Annotated in this window: 16 protein-coding genes; 4 read left to right on the forward strand and 12 right to left on the reverse strand. The window is 54.2% G+C overall.

Annotated features, from left to right (window positions below):
• Positions 1-30 precede the first annotated feature (30 nt).
• Positions 31-2757, reverse strand: a complete 2727-nt coding sequence (locus Ga0123461_RS02805; protein ID WP_198507098.1) for a cation-transporting P-type ATPase — start codon at positions 2755-2757, stop codon at positions 31-33.
• A 200-nt stretch (positions 2758-2957) separates the two neighbouring features.
• On the opposite strand from Ga0123461_RS02805, the gene Ga0123461_RS02810 reads away from it, so the two are divergent.
• Together Ga0123461_RS02810 and Ga0123461_RS02815 are read left to right on the forward strand one after the other, a co-directional pair.
• Positions 2958-3161 carry a hypothetical protein gene (locus Ga0123461_RS02810; protein WP_100276948.1) on the forward strand — a complete coding sequence of 68 codons (204 nt, stop codon included), beginning with the start codon at positions 2958-2960 and terminating at the stop codon, positions 3159-3161.
• Complete coding sequence (locus Ga0123461_RS02815) at positions 3162-4814, forward strand: GGDEF domain-containing protein (protein ID WP_100276949.1); 1653 nt, start codon at positions 3162-3164, stop codon at positions 4812-4814. It begins immediately after the preceding gene.
• A gap of 86 nt (positions 4815-4900) precedes the next feature.
• Here Ga0123461_RS02815 and Ga0123461_RS02820 read toward each other — a convergent pair whose 3' ends face one another.
• On the reverse strand, positions 4901-5623 hold the full coding sequence (locus Ga0123461_RS02820; RefSeq protein WP_100276950.1) for a YebC/PmpR family DNA-binding transcriptional regulator: 723 nt from the start codon (positions 5621-5623) through the stop codon (positions 4901-4903).
• Between the two features lie 94 nt (positions 5624-5717).
• On the opposite strand from Ga0123461_RS02820, the gene Ga0123461_RS12275 reads away from it, so the two are divergent.
• Complete coding sequence (locus Ga0123461_RS12275; RefSeq protein WP_157819199.1) at positions 5718-5879, forward strand: hypothetical protein; 162 nt, start codon at positions 5718-5720, stop codon at positions 5877-5879.
• Positions 5880-8873 carry a PAS domain S-box protein gene (locus Ga0123461_RS02825; protein ID WP_100276951.1) on the forward strand — a complete coding sequence of 998 codons (2994 nt, stop codon included), beginning with the start codon at positions 5880-5882 and terminating at the stop codon, positions 8871-8873.
• A 153-nt stretch (positions 8874-9026) separates the two neighbouring features.
• On the opposite strand, the gene Ga0123461_RS02830 is transcribed toward Ga0123461_RS02825, so the two are convergent.
• From Ga0123461_RS02830 to Ga0123461_RS02875, 10 genes are all read right to left on the reverse strand, one after another.
• The gene (locus Ga0123461_RS02830; RefSeq protein ID WP_100276952.1) at positions 9027-9503 is read right to left on the reverse strand and encodes a hydrogenase maturation protease; all 477 of its coding nucleotides are present in this window, start codon (positions 9501-9503) and stop codon (positions 9027-9029) included.
• 2 nt (positions 9504-9505) lie between these two features.
• Positions 9506-10975, reverse strand: a complete 1470-nt coding sequence (locus Ga0123461_RS02835) for a Ni/Fe hydrogenase subunit alpha (protein ID WP_198507099.1) — start codon at positions 10973-10975, stop codon at positions 9506-9508.
• 11 nt (positions 10976-10986) lie between these two features.
• On the reverse strand, positions 10987-11523 hold the full coding sequence (locus Ga0123461_RS02840) for an NADH-quinone oxidoreductase subunit B family protein (protein ID WP_232710315.1): 537 nt from the start codon (positions 11521-11523) through the stop codon (positions 10987-10989).
• Positions 11516-12289, reverse strand: a complete 774-nt coding sequence (locus tag Ga0123461_RS02845; RefSeq protein WP_100276955.1) for a 2Fe-2S iron-sulfur cluster-binding protein — start codon at positions 12287-12289, stop codon at positions 11516-11518. Before Ga0123461_RS02845 ends, Ga0123461_RS02840 begins: the two co-directional genes overlap by 8 nt.
• Complete coding sequence (locus Ga0123461_RS02850) at positions 12286-14013, reverse strand: NADH-ubiquinone oxidoreductase-F iron-sulfur binding region domain-containing protein (RefSeq protein WP_232710317.1); 1728 nt, start codon at positions 14011-14013, stop codon at positions 12286-12288. The genes Ga0123461_RS02845 and Ga0123461_RS02850 overlap by 4 nt, the downstream gene beginning before the upstream one ends.
• A 108-nt stretch (positions 14014-14121) precedes the next feature.
• Positions 14122-14826 carry an urease accessory protein gene (locus Ga0123461_RS02855; protein WP_100276957.1) on the reverse strand — a complete coding sequence of 235 codons (705 nt, stop codon included), beginning with the start codon at positions 14824-14826 and terminating at the stop codon, positions 14122-14124.
• Positions 14823-16049 carry a carbamoyltransferase HypF gene (locus Ga0123461_RS02860; RefSeq protein WP_198507100.1) on the reverse strand — a complete coding sequence of 409 codons (1227 nt, stop codon included), beginning with the start codon at positions 16047-16049 and terminating at the stop codon, positions 14823-14825. Before Ga0123461_RS02860 ends, Ga0123461_RS02855 begins: the two co-directional genes overlap by 4 nt.
• Positions 16003-17028 (reverse strand): hydrogenase expression/formation protein HypE, encoded by a 1026-nt coding sequence (gene hypE, locus Ga0123461_RS02865; RefSeq protein ID WP_100276959.1) that lies wholly within the window; start codon positions 17026-17028, stop codon positions 16003-16005. The genes Ga0123461_RS02860 and hypE overlap by 47 nt, the downstream gene beginning before the upstream one ends.
• Entirely contained in the window at positions 17025-18143 is a 1119-nt protein-coding gene (hypD, locus tag Ga0123461_RS02870; protein WP_100276960.1) for a hydrogenase formation protein HypD, read from the reverse strand. The genes hypE and hypD overlap by 4 nt, the downstream gene beginning before the upstream one ends.
• Positions 18140-18367, reverse strand: coding sequence for a HypC/HybG/HupF family hydrogenase formation chaperone (locus Ga0123461_RS02875; protein ID WP_100276961.1), 228 nt, complete (start codon positions 18365-18367; stop codon positions 18140-18142). Before Ga0123461_RS02875 ends, hypD begins: the two co-directional genes overlap by 4 nt.

Below are 18367 nucleotides of genomic sequence, written 5' to 3' on the forward strand. Positions count from 1 at the left end.
CAATACTTTGGCAATTATACTGGCGAAACGTCAGGCTTGGCTAGAAGAGTTCCTGTCCTTCTGCATGGCTCTGCGCAGTACCCACTTCTCGATCTCAACCAGAAACAGCACACTGCTGGCCACGGCAACGATCCTGATCCATGCATCCAGACCGATATCTGCGGTTCCGAACATCAATTGCATCGGGCCGGCATAGGTGAAGGCGATCTGAAACAGCAGCAACAGTCCGATGGCATAGAATATATACCTGTTGCCACCGATTCCCTCTCTGGTCAGTGAGGGGGCATGCATATAGCGGGCATTGAAGAGATAGAAGATTTCGAACATCACCAGTGTGTTAACCGCTATGCTGCGTGCGACGGCTAGATCTGCACCCTGAGTTCGCTCCCATAGAAATAGACCGAATGTACCTGTCACGATTATCAGGGAGACAAAAAGGATTCGCCAGATCAAAAAGCTTGAAAGGATAGGTTCCGTCGGCTTGCGCGGTGGTCTACGCATAACATCGCTCTCCGGCGGTTCGAAGGCCAGCGTCAGGGCCAGTGTGACTGCCGTGATCATGTTCACCCAGAGAATCTGTGCAGCAGTTATGGGCAGTGCTTTGCCCATGAAAATGGCTGCAACAATGATAAAGGCTTCGCCGCCATTAGTCGGCAGGATAAACATGATCGATTTCTTCAGGTTGTCATAAACCGTGCGACCCTCTTCGACAGCTTTGGCGATGGAGGCGAAGTTATCATCGGCTAGCACCATTTCTGATGCCTCTTTTGCTACTTCCGTGCCGTTGATTCCCATCGCGACACCGACATCGGCACGTTTAAGGGCGGGGGCGTCGTTCACGCCGTCCCCGGTCATCGACACGACCTCGCCGTTCGCCTGCAGGGCAGTTACCAGTAGCAGTTTCTGTTCAGGTGACACGCGGGCAAAAATATCGTGCTGGTAGGCCACTTTCTGCAATTCGGTGTTATTAAGCTCACGCATATCCACACCGTTGATGACAGACCTGCCACAGCCAATACCCATCTGTTCCCCGATGGCGGCAGCGGTAATGCTATGGTCGCCGGTAATCATTTTTACTCGGATACCGGCCTGCTGACAGGCCTGTACCGATGCGGTCGCCTCGCTGCGAGGCGGGTCGATAATGCCGACAATGCCAAGTAGCGTAAGTCCCGATTGCACATCATCGAAAGTGAGCATCTGCTGTTCACTGGGAGTGGCTCGAAATGCGATGGCAAGAAGACGCTCTCCCCGACTGGCCATCTGGTGCATCTCCTCCTCCCAGTATTGGCGATTCAGTGGTGCATCCTCACCGAACCGGCGTTGCATATGACACATCTCAAGTACTGATTCGGGAGCACCTTTCAGGTAGATAAACCCATGCCCTGTATGATCATGGTGCAGGGTGGCCATAAAGCGGTGTTCCGATTCGAATGGAATGGCATCGATTCGCGGAAACTGTCTCTGCATCAGCTCCTGATTCAGGCCGGCTTTCAGGGCCAGTGTTACAAGCGCCCCCTCGGTAGGATCTCCGTGCATCTGCCAAGTGCCATTCTTCTCTTTCAGGCTTGCATCGTTGCAGAGCAGAGAAGCCTGTGCCAACTCTCGCAACTGGGGGTGCTGCTCAAGGCTGATCTCTTCACCATTCTTGATAAAGGTGCCGTGCGGGTCGTATCCGCTGCCGCCTACTTCGACTACGCCGGTGGCTGTGATGACGCTTTTCACGGTCATCTCGTTACGGGTCAGCGTGCCGGTTTTATCCGAGCAGATGACCGTAACCGAACCCAGTGTTTCGACCGCCGGCAGACGGCGAATGATGGCATTGTTTCTGGCCATGCGCTGTACGCCGATAGCCAGCGTGATGGTCATAATGGCCGGCAATCCCTCCGGTATACCTGCTACGGCAAGGCCCACAGCGGCCAGAAACATGTCACTGGCTGTATAGTTCCGGAAGAGAACGCCGAATGCGAAGGTAAGCATGGCCAGCACGCCGATGCCAATGGAGAGCCATCGGCCAAACTGATCCATCTGTTTGAGCAGAGGCGTGGTCAGTGTTTGTACCGTTTGCAACAGCCCGCTAATGCGCCCGATTTCAGTGGCATCACCTGTTGCAACCACAATGCCAAGTCCCTGACCATAGGTAACAAGCGTACTGGAGTAGGCCAGACTCTTTCTATCGCCGATGGCGGCGTTTTCGACGACCTTACCGGTCATCTTCTCTGCCGGAATCGATTCGCCTGTGAGCATCGCCTCCTCAATACGCAGTTCGCGTACTTTGAACAGGCGCAGGTCTGCCGGCACCTTGTCGCCCGATTGAAGCGATACCACATCGCCCGGCACCAGTTGTTCAGCAGGCAAATTAATAAAGTGGCCGTCTCGTTTTACCATCGCATGCTGAGAGAGCATGTTACGGATGGCATCCAGTGCCTTTTCCGCCTTGCCCTCCTGAATGTGGCCGATAATGGCATTGATGATCACCACGCCGAAGATCACCCCGCTGTCCACCCAGTGGCCCAGCAGACTGGTGATGATGCCTGCGCCGAGCAGCACGTAGATCAGCACATTGTGGAACTGCATCAGGAAGCGCATGAACGGACTCTGTTTCGGCGGCGGCTTGAGCCGGTTGGCCCCGAAGCGGGTTAAACGCTCGGCAGCAGCTTCGGAGCTCAGCCCATCGATGCTGGAAGCCATGGCAAGAAATGCAACATCGGCATCGACTGAATGCCATGAAAGATGCTGTTCGATCTCAGGTACGTTCACACTGTTGTCTCATCAAAAATTTCAGGCATAGCTTGATCCTTTATCCTATTTGAGTATCGCATTGGCATTCCGGTTTGTCCAATCATGTCGGGGTGGCGTAACCTCTGGCTAGACTTGGCAATATTGAAATGAAGCCTTTAGTCTGTTATAACGTAGGGTGATACGCTCTGTTTCGTAGGAGTGCTGAAGGAGGCATGAATATGCACCTGAAAACGAAGGGCCTTCTGATTACCTTTGTGGGAACGCTGACATTTGCCATTTTAATCTCAGCTGTTGCCATCTACGCCTTCACAACTTCATCAGAAACAGGCTTGAAGCTGCAGAGCCAGATGGCTTCTGAACTGATCCGCATGACCATCACCCATGAAATGAGTGAGGGAAGCCCGGATCATATGCGCCCCTAAATGAGGAATCTGGCCAATGTGCCGGGCCTCAAACATGCTCATGTCGTACCGGCAGACTCGGTGATGAAGCAGTTTCAGCTTGACCCCAAAGCTTACGATCCCGTCGAAGCGCTTGAGAAAAAGGTGTTTGCCACAGGCAAGGGTGCGCAGGAGTTGATTGAGGGCGACACGCCGCTTTTCCACTATGCGCTTCCCTACATTGCCAGAGACAATCAGAACTGCCTGAAATGCCATGAAGGAACAGATGGCGACGTGCTCGGCGTGGTCAGTATTGAGATCGATATGAGCAAGCAGCGTCACGCCATGATGCTCTCCGTTGCCGGCATGTTGCTGCTGTTTATGCTCTTTGGTGCGGTGATGAGCTATCTGCTGAGTCGTCTGCTGAAGCCGATGGTTGGCACTACAAAAGAGCTGCGACGTGCGGTTGAGAAGGCCGAGGGGGGTGACTTCTCCGCTCGCCTGAGCAGGCAGAGCGATGATGAGATCGGCGAGATCGCCGATCAGACCAACCACTTTATGCAGACGCTTGAAAGCACATTTGGCGGTATTTCGCAAAAAATTGAGACCCTGACCGGCACCTACCAGAGCGATGAGAGGAATCTTCTCACCCGCACGGGTGAGGTGGTGAACAATCTGGTCGGAGCTGCACACTTCAAGCAGTCAATCGAAAATGACCGTGACCTGGAAGAGGTCTATGGGCGCTTGGTCAAAGTGCTCAAGCGGCAGTTCGGTTTCAAGCGCTTCTCCCTCTATGAGGCCGTGGCGGCAAAGAACAAGATGCAGCTGATCTCTGCAGAAGGGCTACCTGAAGAAGAGCTCTGGTGCGACCGGGAGATCACTGTGAATTGCGATGCCTGCCGTGCCAAACGAACAGGGCAAACGGTCTCATCTGTCGATGAAGAGGATATCTGCAACTCCTATCGCGGCAATCATGTTCAGGATAGTGAACAGCTCTTGCATACATGTATCCCGTTTATGCTCTCGGGAAGTGTCGGTGGCGTGGTTCAGATTCTATTCACCAGAAAAGAGGAGAAGAAGGTAAGCGGACAGATCTCGATGCTGCGCACCTACCTTGCTGAGGCAGCACCCGTGATCGAAACCAAGCGCTTGATGCTTAGCCTTAAGGAACAGTCGATGCGCGATCCGATGACCAACCTCTACAATCGCCGCTTCCTTGAGGATTACCTCGATACGCTGCTTGCCTCTGCTGCAAGGCAGAAGGCTGGTGTCGGCATATTGATGTGTGATGTAGATTTCTTTAAGCAGGTCAATGACACCCTCGGCCATGAGGTCGGTGATGAGGTGCTGGTCACGGTATCGAAGATTTTGACCCAAGCGATCCGGGGTTCCGATCTTGCTATCCGTTTTGGTGGCGAGGAGTTTGTCGCCCTGCTGGTTGGTGCCGATGAGAATAAGGCGATGGAAGTGGCCGAGCGAATCCGCAAGGCGATGGAGGATTATACCTTCAAGACTGCCAACGGGCCGCTGAAGAAAACGATCTCTGTCGGCGTGGCAGAGTTCCCGCAGGATAGCGATGCATTTTGGGAGTGTCTGAAATTTGCTGATGTGGCGATGTACGAGGCCAAGGAGACAGGGCGCAACAAGGTACTGCGTTTCACCAAGGATATGTGGAAGGATGGTGAGAGCTACTGAGTTCCCTTGCTATCGCGAACTGAAATAAAAAAAAAGGCCCCGCTGATGCGGGGCCTTTTTCAATACTGCTGCTGAATCAGTCTCTATTAATCTTCCAGTTCGGCGTTGTGGTAAACCTTCTGTACATCGTCACAATCATTCAGCGCATCAAGTAACTGCTCAAAGGTTTCAGCATCGTCACCACTGAGGCTGACAGTGGTTTGAGGTTCATAAGAGATATCATCCACTTCAAATTCAATCCCCGGCATCGCTTCGTTCAGGGCTGTTTTGATCTTGAAAAACTCGGTGTGGGGAGCCAGCACGGTGATCATGCCATCTTCAGACTCGATATCGGTGACATCAACATCAGCCATCATCAGTGTTTCCAGAACTGCATCTTCATCATCACCCTTGAACACGAACACAGCCTGATGATCAAACATGTGAGCCACTGTTCCTGGGCCGCCAAGCTTGGAACCATTCTTATTGAAGCAGACGCGCACATCATTGTATGTGCGGGTTCCATTGTCGGTTAGGCAATCGACAATCACCATGCAGCCGGCAGGGCCAAAACCTTCATAACGGGCTGTGGCATAATCTTCGCCACCACCACCACGCGCTTTTTCGAGCGCGCGTTCAATCACATGGCTTGGAACCTGGTCTTTCTTGGCATTATCCATCAAGCGACGCAGTGAGAGGTTACCATTGGGATCATCACCACCATTTTTGGCGCAGACATAGATCTCCCTGCCATATTTGGAATAGACCTTGGTTTTGGCTCCGGCGGTCTTGGCCATGGATTCTTTGCGGTTCTGATACGCTCTTCCCATTAGTTCACTCTCACTTCAATGCTATTAACTTTTCAACCGTAGGGGGGGGGTGGATACCCGACTCCACGGATTAGGCGCGATATGTTAATCGGGAATGGACCAGGATGGTACCGAAGAGATTGATGCCCTCACTCTGTGGCAGAGCAAAGGATTTCCCAAAGCGTTAACAGGGTTGCCGGGCCCGATTGATGTCATCTGGTCGCGTTGGTCAGGGGGCGTGCATGTGAAATCTCTCCAGCTGGTCTATAATAATTAAGTGATCTCTTCCCATGTATCCGACTTCAGCATTCCTGATAGCCAGGTTGCCAGATGGCAGCGCACTGCCGATTTGCTGGCCAAGAGTTCCGAGGTTCCTGCCGCCTTGATCATGCGAGCTGATTCTCAGGAGATAGAGGTGTTTATATCCAGTGACTCGGAAGGCAACCCGTACAGGCGGGGGGAACGTGCAAAACTGGATACCGGACTCTACTGCGAAATGGTGATGGCGAGCCGGGAGCCGCTGCTGGTTTCGGATGCAACGCAGTACCCCGAATGGGATCACAACCCCGATATCAAGCTCGGCATGATCTACTACCTTGGTTTCCCGCTTCTCTGGCCCGATGGCCAAGTCTTTGGAACCCTCTGCCTTCTGGATAGAAAGGATAACCCCGAAGCCACTGCCAAACGCGAGCTTATGGCACTTCTCAAGGAGGTGATCGAGAGCGACCTTAAAGCGCTGTTTGAGAGCCAGAAGGCCACTGATGCGATGATGGAAAGCGAAATGCAGTATCGCCAGCTGGCTGGAAATCTGAATGCGGGCCTTGTGGTGTATGCTTCGGACAGCACCATCATCTTCCATAATAAAAAGGCATCGGAGCTGCTGGGGTTAACTCATAAGCAGTTGCTAGGCAAAAGGGCGACCGACCCGGTATGGCAGTTTCTACGTGAGGACGGGAGCCCAATGCCGGTCGATGAGCACCCTGTTATCATGGTACTTTCCGGCAGGGAACCGCTGAATGACTATGTGGTAGGGATCGATCGCCCTGACAAAGAGGAGCCAGCCTGGGTGCTCTGCAATGGATTCCTCTCATCCGGCTACGGCGGTATCGAGGAAGCAGTTGTCACCTTTGTCGACATTTCCGATATGAAACGCGTTCAACACGAATTGCTTTGGAAGACCAGGGTGTTCGAACATGCCATCACAGCCAACAGCATCTCTGGCGTTGATGGCACCATCACCTTCGCCAACGACACCTTTCGCAAGATCTGGGGCTATCAGCATGTGGATGAGGTGGTCGGCAGGACGATCTCGGATTTTATTAAGTTTGAACATGAGGCAAAAGATATTGTCGATGCCCTGAATAAAACCGGTCAATGGGAAGGGGAGTACACTGCCCTGAAAAAGGATGGCAGCACATTTGATGCCTATGGGTTGGCTACGGACATTAAGGATGCAGCAGGTAACACTATCGGTTACCAGTCTTCAGTAGTGGATATCAGTGAGAAGAAACTGGCGGAAATACGGCTGATTGAAAACGAGTTTTTCTACAGATCGATTATCCAGACCGCAATGGATGGCTACTGGCGAATTGATACGCAGGGGCAGCTGCAGGAGGTCAACGACGCCTATTGCAGGATGAGTGGCTACTCCATGGGTGAACTGCTCTTGATGAATGTGTCCGACCTGGAGTCAAACGATACGCCTGATGAAGTCGCAGAGCACATCAATACAATTTCAGAGCGTGGGGAAGCGCGCTTTGAAACGAAACACCGCCGCAAGGGTGGTGCGTATATAGATGTCGAAATAAGTGCCAAGAGAATAGGAGATAACAGTGGCGTCGCTTTTATTCACGACATTACTGAGCGTAAGCAGCTTGAACTTGAGAGGGAGCAGCTGATCCATGACATGGGTGAGCGGATCAAGGAGAGCGGGCTGCTCTATCAGGTCTCCAAATTGTGTCAGTCAGGGCAAGGGGTGGAGGAGCTGCTGCAGCAGGTTGCGGAATTGATCCCATCCGGTTGGCAATACCCTAAATACACCTGCTGTGTGATCAGCTTCAGCGGGGAAAAGTACCTCTCTGAGGGTTTTCGAGAATCACCCTGGCAACTTGAAAGCCGGATCGATATCAAGGGCATACCTCTTGGCTCGATTACGGTATTTTATACCGGCAAGCACCCGGATGAGAGCCCTTTCCTTAAGGAGGAGCTCAACCTTATTGATGCGATTGCCCGTACCCTGGCTGGCGCAATCGGTCATAAAATATCCGAAGAGCAGGTTTGGGAGCGCGAGAGGGATATCCGGCTACTGCTCGACTCAACTGCAGAAGGAATCTACGGCCTGGATTTGCAGGGCAACTGCACGAGGGCTAATGCTGCCTGCCTGAAGATGCTCGGCTATGATGATGAATCCGAGCTGATCGGCCAGAATATGCATGAGTTGGTCCGTTACGCCCTTGCCGATGGTATGCCGAACCCCCAAAAAGAGAGCCCTGCCATTCAGGCCGCCCGCAACAGTGAGACCATTCACAATGATGAGGAGGTGTTCTGGCGCAAAGATGGCTCGCACTTCCCTGTCGCCTACTGGTCCTACCCGATGATAAGGGAGGGTCAGGTTGAGGGGGAGGTGGTCACCTTTATGGATATCAGTGAGCAGCTCCAGGCACGGGATGCCTTGCAGGAGAGTCATGAGCAGCTGCAGCAGTCACTGGAAGGAACGGTTACAGCCGTTGCCAAAGCGGTTGAGGCAAGGGATCCCTATACGGCCGGTCATCAACGGCGTGTGGCAGATCTGGCTGCGGCCATTGCCGCTGAACTGGGGCTGGATGAGGAGCGGGTCAAAGGGATTCGTCTGGGCGCCACCATCCACGATATCGGCAAGATCCAGCTGCCTGCGGAGATATTGAGTAAGCCGGGAAGATTAAGCAGTATCGAGTTCCAACTCATTCAGAGCCATCCGCAAGCCAGTTACGAGATATTGAAGGATATTAGCTTCCCATGGCCTGTGGCTGAGGTTGCCCACCAGCATCATGAGCGCATTGATGGCTCCGGTTATCCGCAGGGACTGAAGGGTGAAGATATTTGTCTGGAGGCACGGATTGTTGCTGTCGCCGATGTGGTCGAAGCGATGAACAGCCACAGGCCGTATCGACCGGGGTTGGGTATAGATAGCGCCCTTGAAGAGATTCGAGAAGGTAGGGGTAGCCGTTATGATGAAGCGGTGGTGGATGCTTGCCTGAAGCTGTTTGCCGGGAAGGGGTTTGAATTCTCCTGATTCAGTTTAATCAAGCTAAAGAACCCTGAAGTTACTATTTGTTTTGAACAGAGTTCGCACATCCACAGGCGCCTCATTGGCGAGTTTGACAGCCTCTGTCTGCCTTTGCTTCTGGAGCAATCCGAGCGGTTATGCTGAACTGTAGAGATGATCCTATGCCCCAGACACCAATGCAAGCCAGTGTGAGATGCCCTGAGTCTTGAGAAGTTTACGCGTGAACAGTGTCGCAGCATTGAGGTTGGCTGATGCCGCTTCACTCAGGGATTCACCCAGTTCGAACTGGTAGCCGCGGATGCGCAGCAGGAAGGCTGGCGGGGCATCCACGCCGAACACCTGTTTATAAGCATGCAAAACGGCATGCGGGGTCATGGCATGGGAGGTGTAGCTGTCATCCTTCTCTGCTGAAATCCGGGAGAAGTGGAAGGGGGGATCGCATGAGGCATCGGCATCGATGAAGAGGATCAGTTCGCGGTTCACAAGATCGGTGACATACTCCACCTGCAGCTGCATATCATGCTGGCACTCGATATCGGAAAAGCCGTCCTTTTGGACAGACTCAACCAGTTCCGGCCCCAGCGCGTCATCGCCGCGGCCGGGGTTACCGTAACCTAGGATCAGTAGTTTAGGCATGCTCAAACTGTGCGTTTGATAGCACCACTTGATGCTTTTTCAATGTGATCGACAGTTTCACCATCGGCACTGATCAGCTCCACCTCAAGTGGCATCTTGCCAAGCGCATGTGTTGCACATGAGAGGCATGGATCGTAGGCGCGGATTGCCACCTCAAGGTGATTGAGAAGCCCCTCGGTGATCTCGTTGCCGTCGAGATACTCGTTGGCTACCGAGCGCACCGATTCATTCATAGCCTGATTGTTGCTCGTGGTTGATACGATCAGGTTGGCCTTCTTGATCGTGCCATCCTCATTGACCTTGTAGTGGTGGAAGAGTGTGCCGCGCGGTGCTTCGATCACGCCGATGCCCTCCTCACGTTTTTCACCCTTCACGACCAGATCGCTGCCAAGGATCTCCGGATCAAGCAGCAGGTCTCGGATCGCTTCAGCAGAGTGAAGCACCTCGATCATGCGCGCCCAGTGATAGGCAAGCGTATCGTGAACGTAACCGCCATTACCGAATGCCTTGAAGCGCTGGCGCGCACTTTCTGCCATCGGTGTAGAGATGAAGTCGCAGCTGTTAATGCGTGCAAGCGGACCAACACGGTACCAGCCATCATCACGACCGAGTTCCGTCAGGTAGGGGAACTTCATGTAGCTCCACGAACGAACCTCTTCGCGAATGATGTTGTAGTAACCGCGATAATCGAACTGGTCGAATATCTTGCTGCCATCTGGACGGCTGGCGCGCAGGCCACCGTGATAGAGCTCCAGTTCGCCTTTGCCGCCAACCATGCTCAGGTAGTTGCTGTTGAGGCGGCCAAAGCCGTGATTCTCAGGATGTTCGGTATGAATCTTCTCATTGAGGTCAACGGCATCCTGGGACCAGGCCAGAACATCGTTGATATCGCCCAGCAGGCGGTCTCGTTCAGCAATGGTAAGTCCCTTGTTCACGCCACCGGGAACCGTGGCAGCGCCATGCACGCGTTTGCCGGAGATCACCTCGATCACCTGCTGACCATACTTGCGCAGCCTTACACCTTTCAGCGCCAGATCCGGGTAGTCCTCAATCACACCAACGATATTGCGGTGCTCAAGATTGGAGCCGAAACCGAACAGCAGGTCGGGTGAGGAGAGGTGGAAGAAGTGCAGTGCATGAGACTGCATGGTCTGTCCGAAGTGAAGCAGCTTGCGCAGCTTGGTTGCCGTTGGCGTCAGTTCATCCACACCAACCAGTTGGTCAACCGCCTTGGCCGCAGCTAGGTGGTGGGAGACCGGGCAGATACCGCAGAGGCGCTGCACGAAGTAGGGCACCTCCCAGTAGGGACGGCCCTGAATGAACTTCTCAAAGCCGCGAAATTCGACGATATGAAAACGCGCTTCACGCACGTGGTTCGCATCATCCAGCAGCAGTGTGATTTTGCCATGTCCTTCAACGCGGGTAACCGGATCGACAGCGACGCGGCGCAGGTTTGCTCTGTTCTGTTCCATGTTCGTCTCCATCAATCGTAGTGCAGCATTTCTTTCGGCAGGCTTGGTTCTTTGCCCTCAAGCAGATCGGTCAGGATCTTCAAAAAGGCATCAGCCGAGGGCGGACATCCGGGCAGGTAGTAATCAACCTTTACCACCTCATGGATCGGATGCACCTTGGAGAGTAGTAGTGGAATCTCAACATCATTGGGGATATGCGGGTTATCAACACCGATCTCATCAAGGAACGCCTCTTCAAGGCACTCCTGCAGGGTGAAGTGGTTGCGCATCGCAGGCACGCCGCCATTGATGGCGCAGGCGCCAACGGCGATCACGATCTTGCAGTTCTCACGGAACTCCTTGAGCACATGCACGTTATCGGCATTGCAGAGGGCACCTTCGATAAGACCGATATCGCACGGTTCGCAATGTTTGATGTCGTTTATCGGTGAACGGCTGAACTCGACATGCTCCAGCAGGCCGACAATGCGCTCATCCATATCGAGAAATGACATGTGGCAGCCGAAGCATCCGGCTAGGGAGGTGGTAGCAACTCTAACTTTAGACACCGTATACGCCTCCCTCTTTTTCACCGGAGTCATCACCTTCATCGTGGTGCCTCGCTTTAGTCAAAATCACCTCGTCGAGATCGGTTTCGGCGACAGAGTGTAGATCGAAGGTGCGCCGGCCAATCGGCACCTCATAACCATGATCCTTGATCAGGATGGCGCCGACCGGACAGATGTGGGCGGCTAGATCATCCAGTTCGATATCGGAATCGGCCAATCTGCCGGTAGGGGAGTTGACGATCAGGTGACGCTTTGTACCGCGCCCGCTGATGGCAAACACATTCTTGCCATCACACTCACGGCTGGCACGAACGCAGAGCTCGCACATGATGCAGCGGTCACGATCCAGTACCAGTGTCGGATGCGAGGCATCAACCTCGCGACGCGGGTAGAACTGGGGAAAGTGGCCATCAAGCATGCCGAGGTGGTAGCCGATCGCCTGCAGCGTACAGTCGCCGGTCTTTTCGCATGACGGGCAGAGATGATTGCCTTCAATAAACAGCATCTGGGTGATGGTTTTGCGTACTTCGTTGAGCGCCGGAGTATCGTTCTCGATCTCCTGTCCTTCAGCCGCAGGCATGGTGCAGGAGGAGGCAGCGCGCCCATTCACATCCACGGTGCAGAGCTTACAGCTGCCGTGCGGGCTTAACCCCGGTTTATGACAGAGATGCGGAATATAGATATCGGCGGCAAGCGCGGCATCCATAATGGTCTGTCCCTCTTTAAATGGAATCTCTACGCCATCAATTTTAATTGTCTTGTTCATAGATGCGCCTCCGCATCATCACGGTGTGTGAGTTGTCGAGCCTCTTCCAGAGATGCGTCCAGATTGAATTCTGGTTCCATCTCCTGATGCAGTAGCCGCGCTTCAAAGAGCTCAGGGAAATGTTTCAGGCCGTCGCGAATCGGATTGGGTGCTGTTACGCCAAGTCCGCAGTGAGAGCGCCGCGATACCAGTGCAGCAGTAGCTTTCAGTTCATCAAGATCATGAGCCGTGCCGTGGCCGCTACAGACCTTATCCATGCCGTTCTTCAGCAGTGTCGTACCAACCCTGCAGGGGGTGCAGAAACCGCAGCTTTCGTGGGCAAAGAAGTTGGTGAAATTGTGGATGATCTCCAACAGGTCACGCGAGCTATCAAAGATCATGAAGGAGCCGCCGGTGGCGAGATCCTCAAAGGCGATGTGGTGATCAAACTTGCTTGGCCCGATCAGTGAGCCGGATGGGCCGCCGATCTGAACGGCTTGCGTATTCTCTGCACCGCACTGGTTGAGGATATCCTGGATGGTGATGCCAAACGGATATTCATAGATGCCCGGTTTCGCACAGTCGCCAGAGACCGAGAGGATCTTGGTGCCGCGGGACTGCCAGGTGCCGGCGCCGCGGAACCAGCGCTCGCCATGGATAACGATGCCTGCCGCAGCAGCCAGCGTTTCCACATTGTTAACCACGGTAGGTTTGCCCATATATCCGCTGGTCACAGGGAATGGCGGACGGATACGCGGATTGCCGCACTTCTCTTCCAGTGATTCGATCAGCGCCGACTCTTCACCGCAGATATATGCTCCCGCGCCGACGACAATGGCGATATCGAAATCAAAACCATCAATACCGAGGATGGAGGAGCCGAGCAGGCCGACTTCTCGTCGCGTTGCAAGTGCAGCTTCAAGCGACTCGAGCAGGTAACGGTATTCGCCGCGCAGGTAAATATAACCCTGTTTTGCATTGATGATGCGGGCGCAGAGGGCCATGCCCTCGAAAACCGCATCGGCATAAGAGGTCAGAAGCACCCGATCCTTGAATGTGCCCGGTTCGCCTTCATCTGCATTGCAGATCACATAGCGGCTCTCACCCTCTGCCTCGCGGCAGAATTGCCACTTCTGGGCCGTGCTGAAACCTGCACCGCCACGACCCCTGAGGTCGGAGAAGCGGATCTTCTCAAGTGCGGCATCGGCACCTTCCGCCTCAACTACCCTGAGTGCAGCACCGGACTCAAGCGGCTCTTGCAGCAGCAGGTCAGCCCGGTGGATATGATCATCGATTTTGAACCATTCGGCAGGCCATGCTTCCAGTGCGGTTTCTGCCTCTATGAGTTCGGCGATTTTGCCAATGCGCTCGCTATCGAGCGAATGCAGCGGCAGGCCGTTGATCAGCAGCGAGGCGCCGTGGTCACACATGCCGATACAGGATGCCTCGCCGATGCTGACTAACCCGTCACCGCGGGTCTCTCCGGCGTTGATGCCCAGCTTTTCACAGAGCGCCTGCTGCAGGGAGAGGTCTCCGCAACTGGTACAGGTGCTGAAGAGGAGGTCAAAGCGGCCGCGCGGGTTGCGGTGGAAGAAGGAGTAGAACTCCGTCACCGCCTCCACTTGTGCTCTCGGCAGGTTCAGGCGCGAGGCGATATCGCAGATCGCCTGGTCTGAGACAAAGCGATGCTGTTGCTGATGCGCATGCAGCGCGTGCAGCAGGTGTTCGGAAGGTTTTGGGTTCATAGTCATAGGATTCTATTATAGCGGATTAGACGGTGTTTTGCCTGAAGGGCATTGTACTCCTCTGTAAATGTGGTGTGAAGAGATAAACGACATGTTTTTGTGCAGAAGTCACACACTGTTGGCAATTCCATACATGATACTGATGCCGAGCAGGGCTGTTACGGAGCCGATACCCAGTTGAAGATATTGATGAAGTCCGGCAAAGCGGTTGGCGGAGTGGCGCAGCGGTAACATGATGATCATCGACAACAGCGCCATGCCGGCAATCGAGCCAATACCAAACAGGCTTATATAGATTAAACCCATGGCGAAGGAGTGAACCGACTGCAGGGTTAATACAATAAGCGCTGCCGAACCGGCCATGCCATGCATGATACCGATAAGCAGGGCGCGCAGTGGAAAGTGTTCCGGGTGAACATGCTCATGGATGCTGTGGCTGGATGATGCCTCTTCGGCCTCATGGGTATGGGCATGCCAATGCAGGGTACCATCTGCATGGCGGTGAAAGTGGAAATGCAGAGAGTCACGCATAAAGCGCCGGACAACATCGATGCCCAGAACAACCAGCATGATGCCGACGATGAACTCCAGTGTCAGTGCGATCTGTTCTGGAATCATCTTATCCACCAGCAAAACAGCCGAACCGAAGATAAACAGTGTGAGGGTATGGCCCAGTCCCCACACTGAACCCAGTCGAACCGATTCGCGCGTCGATGGTGATCTGCTCACCAGCGAGGCCACGGCTGCGACATGGTCCGACTCCATGGCATGGCGGATACCCAGCAGGAAGCCTATAAGCAGTGTTTCAATCATATCGTTCTTGCCTTCTGTGCCAAAGCTACGGTTGCCTGGCCGAGGCAGATGCCTGCATCATTGGCCGGAACCCGGCGGTGTTGCAGCACTGTCAGGCCTGCCCGCTGCAGTTCCAGCGGCAGGTGGGTGCTGATCAACTGGTTCTGGAATACACCACCGGAAAGGGCAACCGAATTCACCCCGTGTTTGTTGCAGAGGGAGATAGCTGTTTCGCTCAGGGCATGAATCAGGGTGCGGTGGAAGCGTGCCGCAATGGTTTCTGTTTCAGCACCTTTCTGGATATCAGACAGCAATGCCAGCCACATCGGATGCCACTCCAACTGCAAGCAGCTGTTCGCTTCACTTATGCCGTAGTCGTAGCGGCTCGTTTCCTGTTCAAAACATGCGCTTGCAGCCTGCTCCAGCGCAATGGCTGCCTGTGCCTCAAAGGCGACCTTCTCACGGTGAAATCCCAGAGCAGCAGCTACGCCATCAAAAAGGCGACCGCAGGATGAGGCCAGTGGTGAATTTAAACCTGATGTCACCATGGCGTGCATCGTGGCTACCGGTTTTTTTTCCAGAAAGTCTACGATATCAGTGTCGCTGAATGTTGTGTTTACCTCATCCCAGATAGGCAGAAGCTGGGCCAGTGTATTGCGCCACGGCTCATGTATCGCAGCGGCTCCGCCTATCATGGCAATTGGTTTAAAATGGCTAAGCCTTTGAAAACCCTGATAATCGGCCAGCAGCATCTCGCCGCCCCAGATCGTGCCATCCTCACCAAAGCCGAGGCCATCAAGTGCGAGCCCGAGCACGGGTTTTGAGTCCAACGGCAGGCCATTGTCGGCCATGACTGAGGCGATATGGGCGTAGTGATGCTGAACCTGTAGAAGCGGCAGGCCCAGTTCGGCGGCAAGTTTCTGGCCATATTGCGATGAGAGGTAATCGGGGTGTTTATCAATGACGACCTGTTCCGGCTTGCAGTAAGGATCGGCCAACAGGCTCTCCACGGAAGCAGAGAAGTGGCGGTAGACGTCCTCCTGTTCAAGATCGCCAATCGGTCTGCTCAGATGAGCAGTGCCATCACGGATCAGGCAGATGCTGCTTTTCAGCTCTCCGCCCAGCGCCAGAGTTTGTGGTGCAGTCTTAAAGCTTTCGGGAAGATTGATGCTGATTGTTAAAGGCGACTCGGACATATCAGCAGATGCGTGGCAGCTGCTCACCAGCCAGCCAGTCAACCACACGACTGCCGCCAAAGGCAGTTTTCATCACCACCATCTGTTGTGCATCCTCGCAAACGTTGCCGATGATGGCAGCGTTTTGTCCCAATGGATGTTTATGCATGGCGGCCAGCAGCTGCCCTGCATCTTCGGCCGGCACGATGCAGACCAGCTTGCCTTCGTTGGCAATATAGAGTGGATCAAGTCCCAGTAGTTCACAGGCTCCCTTGACCTCGGCTTTGATCGGGATGGATGTCTCCTGAATAGAGATGCCCACATTGGACTGGCGTGCCAGCTCATTGAGTGTTGTGGCAAGGCCGCCACGGGTGGGGTCGCGCAGGCAACGGATAGCCGGTGCGATGGCAATCATTTCTGCCACCAGCGTGTGCAGGGCGGCGGAGTCCGATTCAATGGTGGTGCCGAACTGGAGTCCTTCGCGGCTGGAGAGGATGGCAATGCCGTGATCGCCAATCGAACCGCTGACAATGATTGCATCGCCCGGCTTAGCCAAATCCCCTGAAATGTTGATGCCATCAGGTACGATGCCGACGCCGGTAGTGGTGATAAAAACACCGTCACCCTTACCACGTTCAACCACCTTGGTGTCCCCCGTAACAACCGGTACCCCTGCATCTATGCTCGCCTTTGCCATGCTGATTACGATGCGCTCCAGATCTGCGAGCGGAAATCCCTCTTCAAGAATAAATGAGGCGGAGAGGTAGAGAGGTGTTGCACCGGACATGGCGACATCATTCACGGTGCCGTGTATCGAGAGCGAACCGATATCACCACCGGGAAAGAAGAGGGGGGTAATCACATGGCCGTCGGTGCTGATCACCATACGTCCTGCCGGGATACTGAAGAGAGCCTGATCGTTGCCCTGGTTCAGAAGTTCATTGTCGAAATGGCGGACAAAGATCTCTTCGATCAGTGTGGCTGAAGCCCTGCCGCCGCTGCCGTGGCCCATCTCAATCAGGCCGTTTTTGATATCGAGTTTACTCATGCCTTTGACTCGGCAGCGCGATATCTGCCGTAACTGTAATATGCTGCGCATGCCCCCTCTGATGACACCATGCAGGCACCTTTCGGATCTTCCGGGGTGCAGGCTGTGCCGAAGAGTTTGCACTCGTCCGGATTGTTCATGCCGCGCAGTACGGCGGGGCAGATGCACCCCTTGATATCGGCTGTTGCGATCGCTTGCATTCCGAACCGCTTCTCGGCATCGAAGTCGGCAAATTCACTTCTGATCTGAACTGCACTCTCCGGTAAAACGCCCAGTCCGCGCCACTCAAACAGGGGCCGCTGCTCAAACACCTCAGCCATCAGGCTCTGTGCTTTTTTGTTGCCACCCTTGCTTACAGCCCGCGTGTACTGGTTCTCTACCGAGGCTTCTCCTGCATTGATCTGGCGCACCAGCATTAGTACCGACTGGATTACATCCAGTGGTTCAAAACCAGCAATCACCAGCGGTACCCGGTATTTGTCGCAGCAATCAGCATAAGCCTGACTTCCGATAATCGTGCTGACATGTGAGGGGCCGAGAATGCCGTCGATCTTCGCTTCACCCGCACTCAGGATATGCATCATCGCAGGTGGTGTTTCGACGTGGTTGCAGAAGACGCTGAAGTTGGTCAACTGCATGGCGTTGGCGATTTTCAGTACGGCGGCGGTTGGCGGTGTGGTGGTTTCAAAACCGATGGCGAAAAAGACTACCTGTTTTTCACGATTGGCCTGTGCAATAGCCAGCGCATCGGTAGCCGAGTAGACCATGCGGATATCACCGCCGCGCGCCTTGGCTTTCTGCAGGGAGTCGCGCTTGCCTGCCGGCACCCGCATCAAGTCCGCATAGGTGCAGAGGATGACATCGTTCTCTTCAACCAGCTTGATGGCCGCCTCAATTCGGCCAGCCGGCAATACGCAGACCGGGCAGCCGGGGCCGTGGATGAAGCGGACATTGTCGGGCATCAGGTCAACGATACCGAAACGGAAGATCGCATGGGTATGACCGCCGCAGAACTCCATCAGCCGGTAATTGCGATCAGGTTTGGCCTCCTGCCGGATCAGTCTGGCAAGCAGTTGGGCGACGTCGCCGTCGCGATATTCATCAACGAATTTCATGCCTCTGCATCCATGGCCTTTAGCTCATCGAAGAGCTTCAGTGTTTTTGCGGCTTCAACCGGATCGATGCGCTCGAGTGCGAAACCGACATGTATCAGCACATAATCACCAACGGCGATCTCATCGAGTAAGACGGTTGATGTCTCTTTGCGAATGCCATCAAGATCGACGACGGCACTATCACCATTGAGTTCAACAACGAGGGCAGGTACAGCAAGGCACAT

The sequence above is a fragment of the Mariprofundus aestuarium genome, assembly GCF_002795805.1.
Taxonomy (GTDB): domain Bacteria; phylum Pseudomonadota; class Zetaproteobacteria; order Mariprofundales; family Mariprofundaceae; genus Mariprofundus; species Mariprofundus aestuarium.

What these genes read in the sequence shown, in the direction of transcription:
- Ga0123461_RS02820 (WP_100276950.1), bottom strand. Translation starts at nt 5,623, where the DNA reads ATGGGAAGAGCGTATCAGAACCGCAAAGAATCCATGGCCAAGACCGCC.
- Ga0123461_RS02855 (WP_100276957.1), bottom strand. Translation starts at nt 14,826, where the DNA reads ATGATTGAAACACTGCTTATAGGCTTCCTGCTGGGTATCCGCCATGCC.
- Ga0123461_RS02835 (WP_198507099.1), bottom strand. Translation starts at nt 10,975, where the DNA reads ATGGAACAGAACAGAGCAAACCTGCGCCGCGTCGCTGTCGATCCGGTT.
- Ga0123461_RS02815 (WP_100276949.1), top strand. Translation starts at nt 3,162, where the DNA reads ATGAGGAATCTGGCCAATGTGCCGGGCCTCAAACATGCTCATGTCGTA.
- Ga0123461_RS02875 (WP_100276961.1), bottom strand. Translation starts at nt 18,367, where the DNA reads ATGTGCCTTGCTGTACCTGCCCTCGTTGTTGAACTCAATGGTGATAGT.
- Ga0123461_RS02830 (WP_100276952.1), bottom strand. Translation starts at nt 9,503, where the DNA reads ATGCCTAAACTACTGATCCTAGGTTACGGTAACCCCGGCCGCGGCGAT.
- hypE (WP_100276959.1), bottom strand. Translation starts at nt 17,028, where the DNA reads ATGAGTAAACTCGATATCAAAAACGGCCTGATTGAGATGGGCCACGGC.
- Ga0123461_RS02845 (WP_100276955.1), bottom strand. Translation starts at nt 12,289, where the DNA reads ATGAACAAGACAATTAAAATTGATGGCGTAGAGATTCCATTTAAAGAG.
- Ga0123461_RS02810 (WP_100276948.1), top strand. Translation starts at nt 2,958, where the DNA reads ATGCACCTGAAAACGAAGGGCCTTCTGATTACCTTTGTGGGAACGCTG.
- Ga0123461_RS02850 (WP_232710317.1), bottom strand. Translation starts at nt 14,013, where the DNA reads ATGAACCCAAAACCTTCCGAACACCTGCTGCACGCGCTGCATGCGCAT.
- Ga0123461_RS12275 (WP_157819199.1), top strand. Translation starts at nt 5,718, where the DNA reads ATGGACCAGGATGGTACCGAAGAGATTGATGCCCTCACTCTGTGGCAG.
- hypD (WP_100276960.1), bottom strand. Translation starts at nt 18,143, where the DNA reads ATGAAATTCGTTGATGAATATCGCGACGGCGACGTCGCCCAACTGCTT.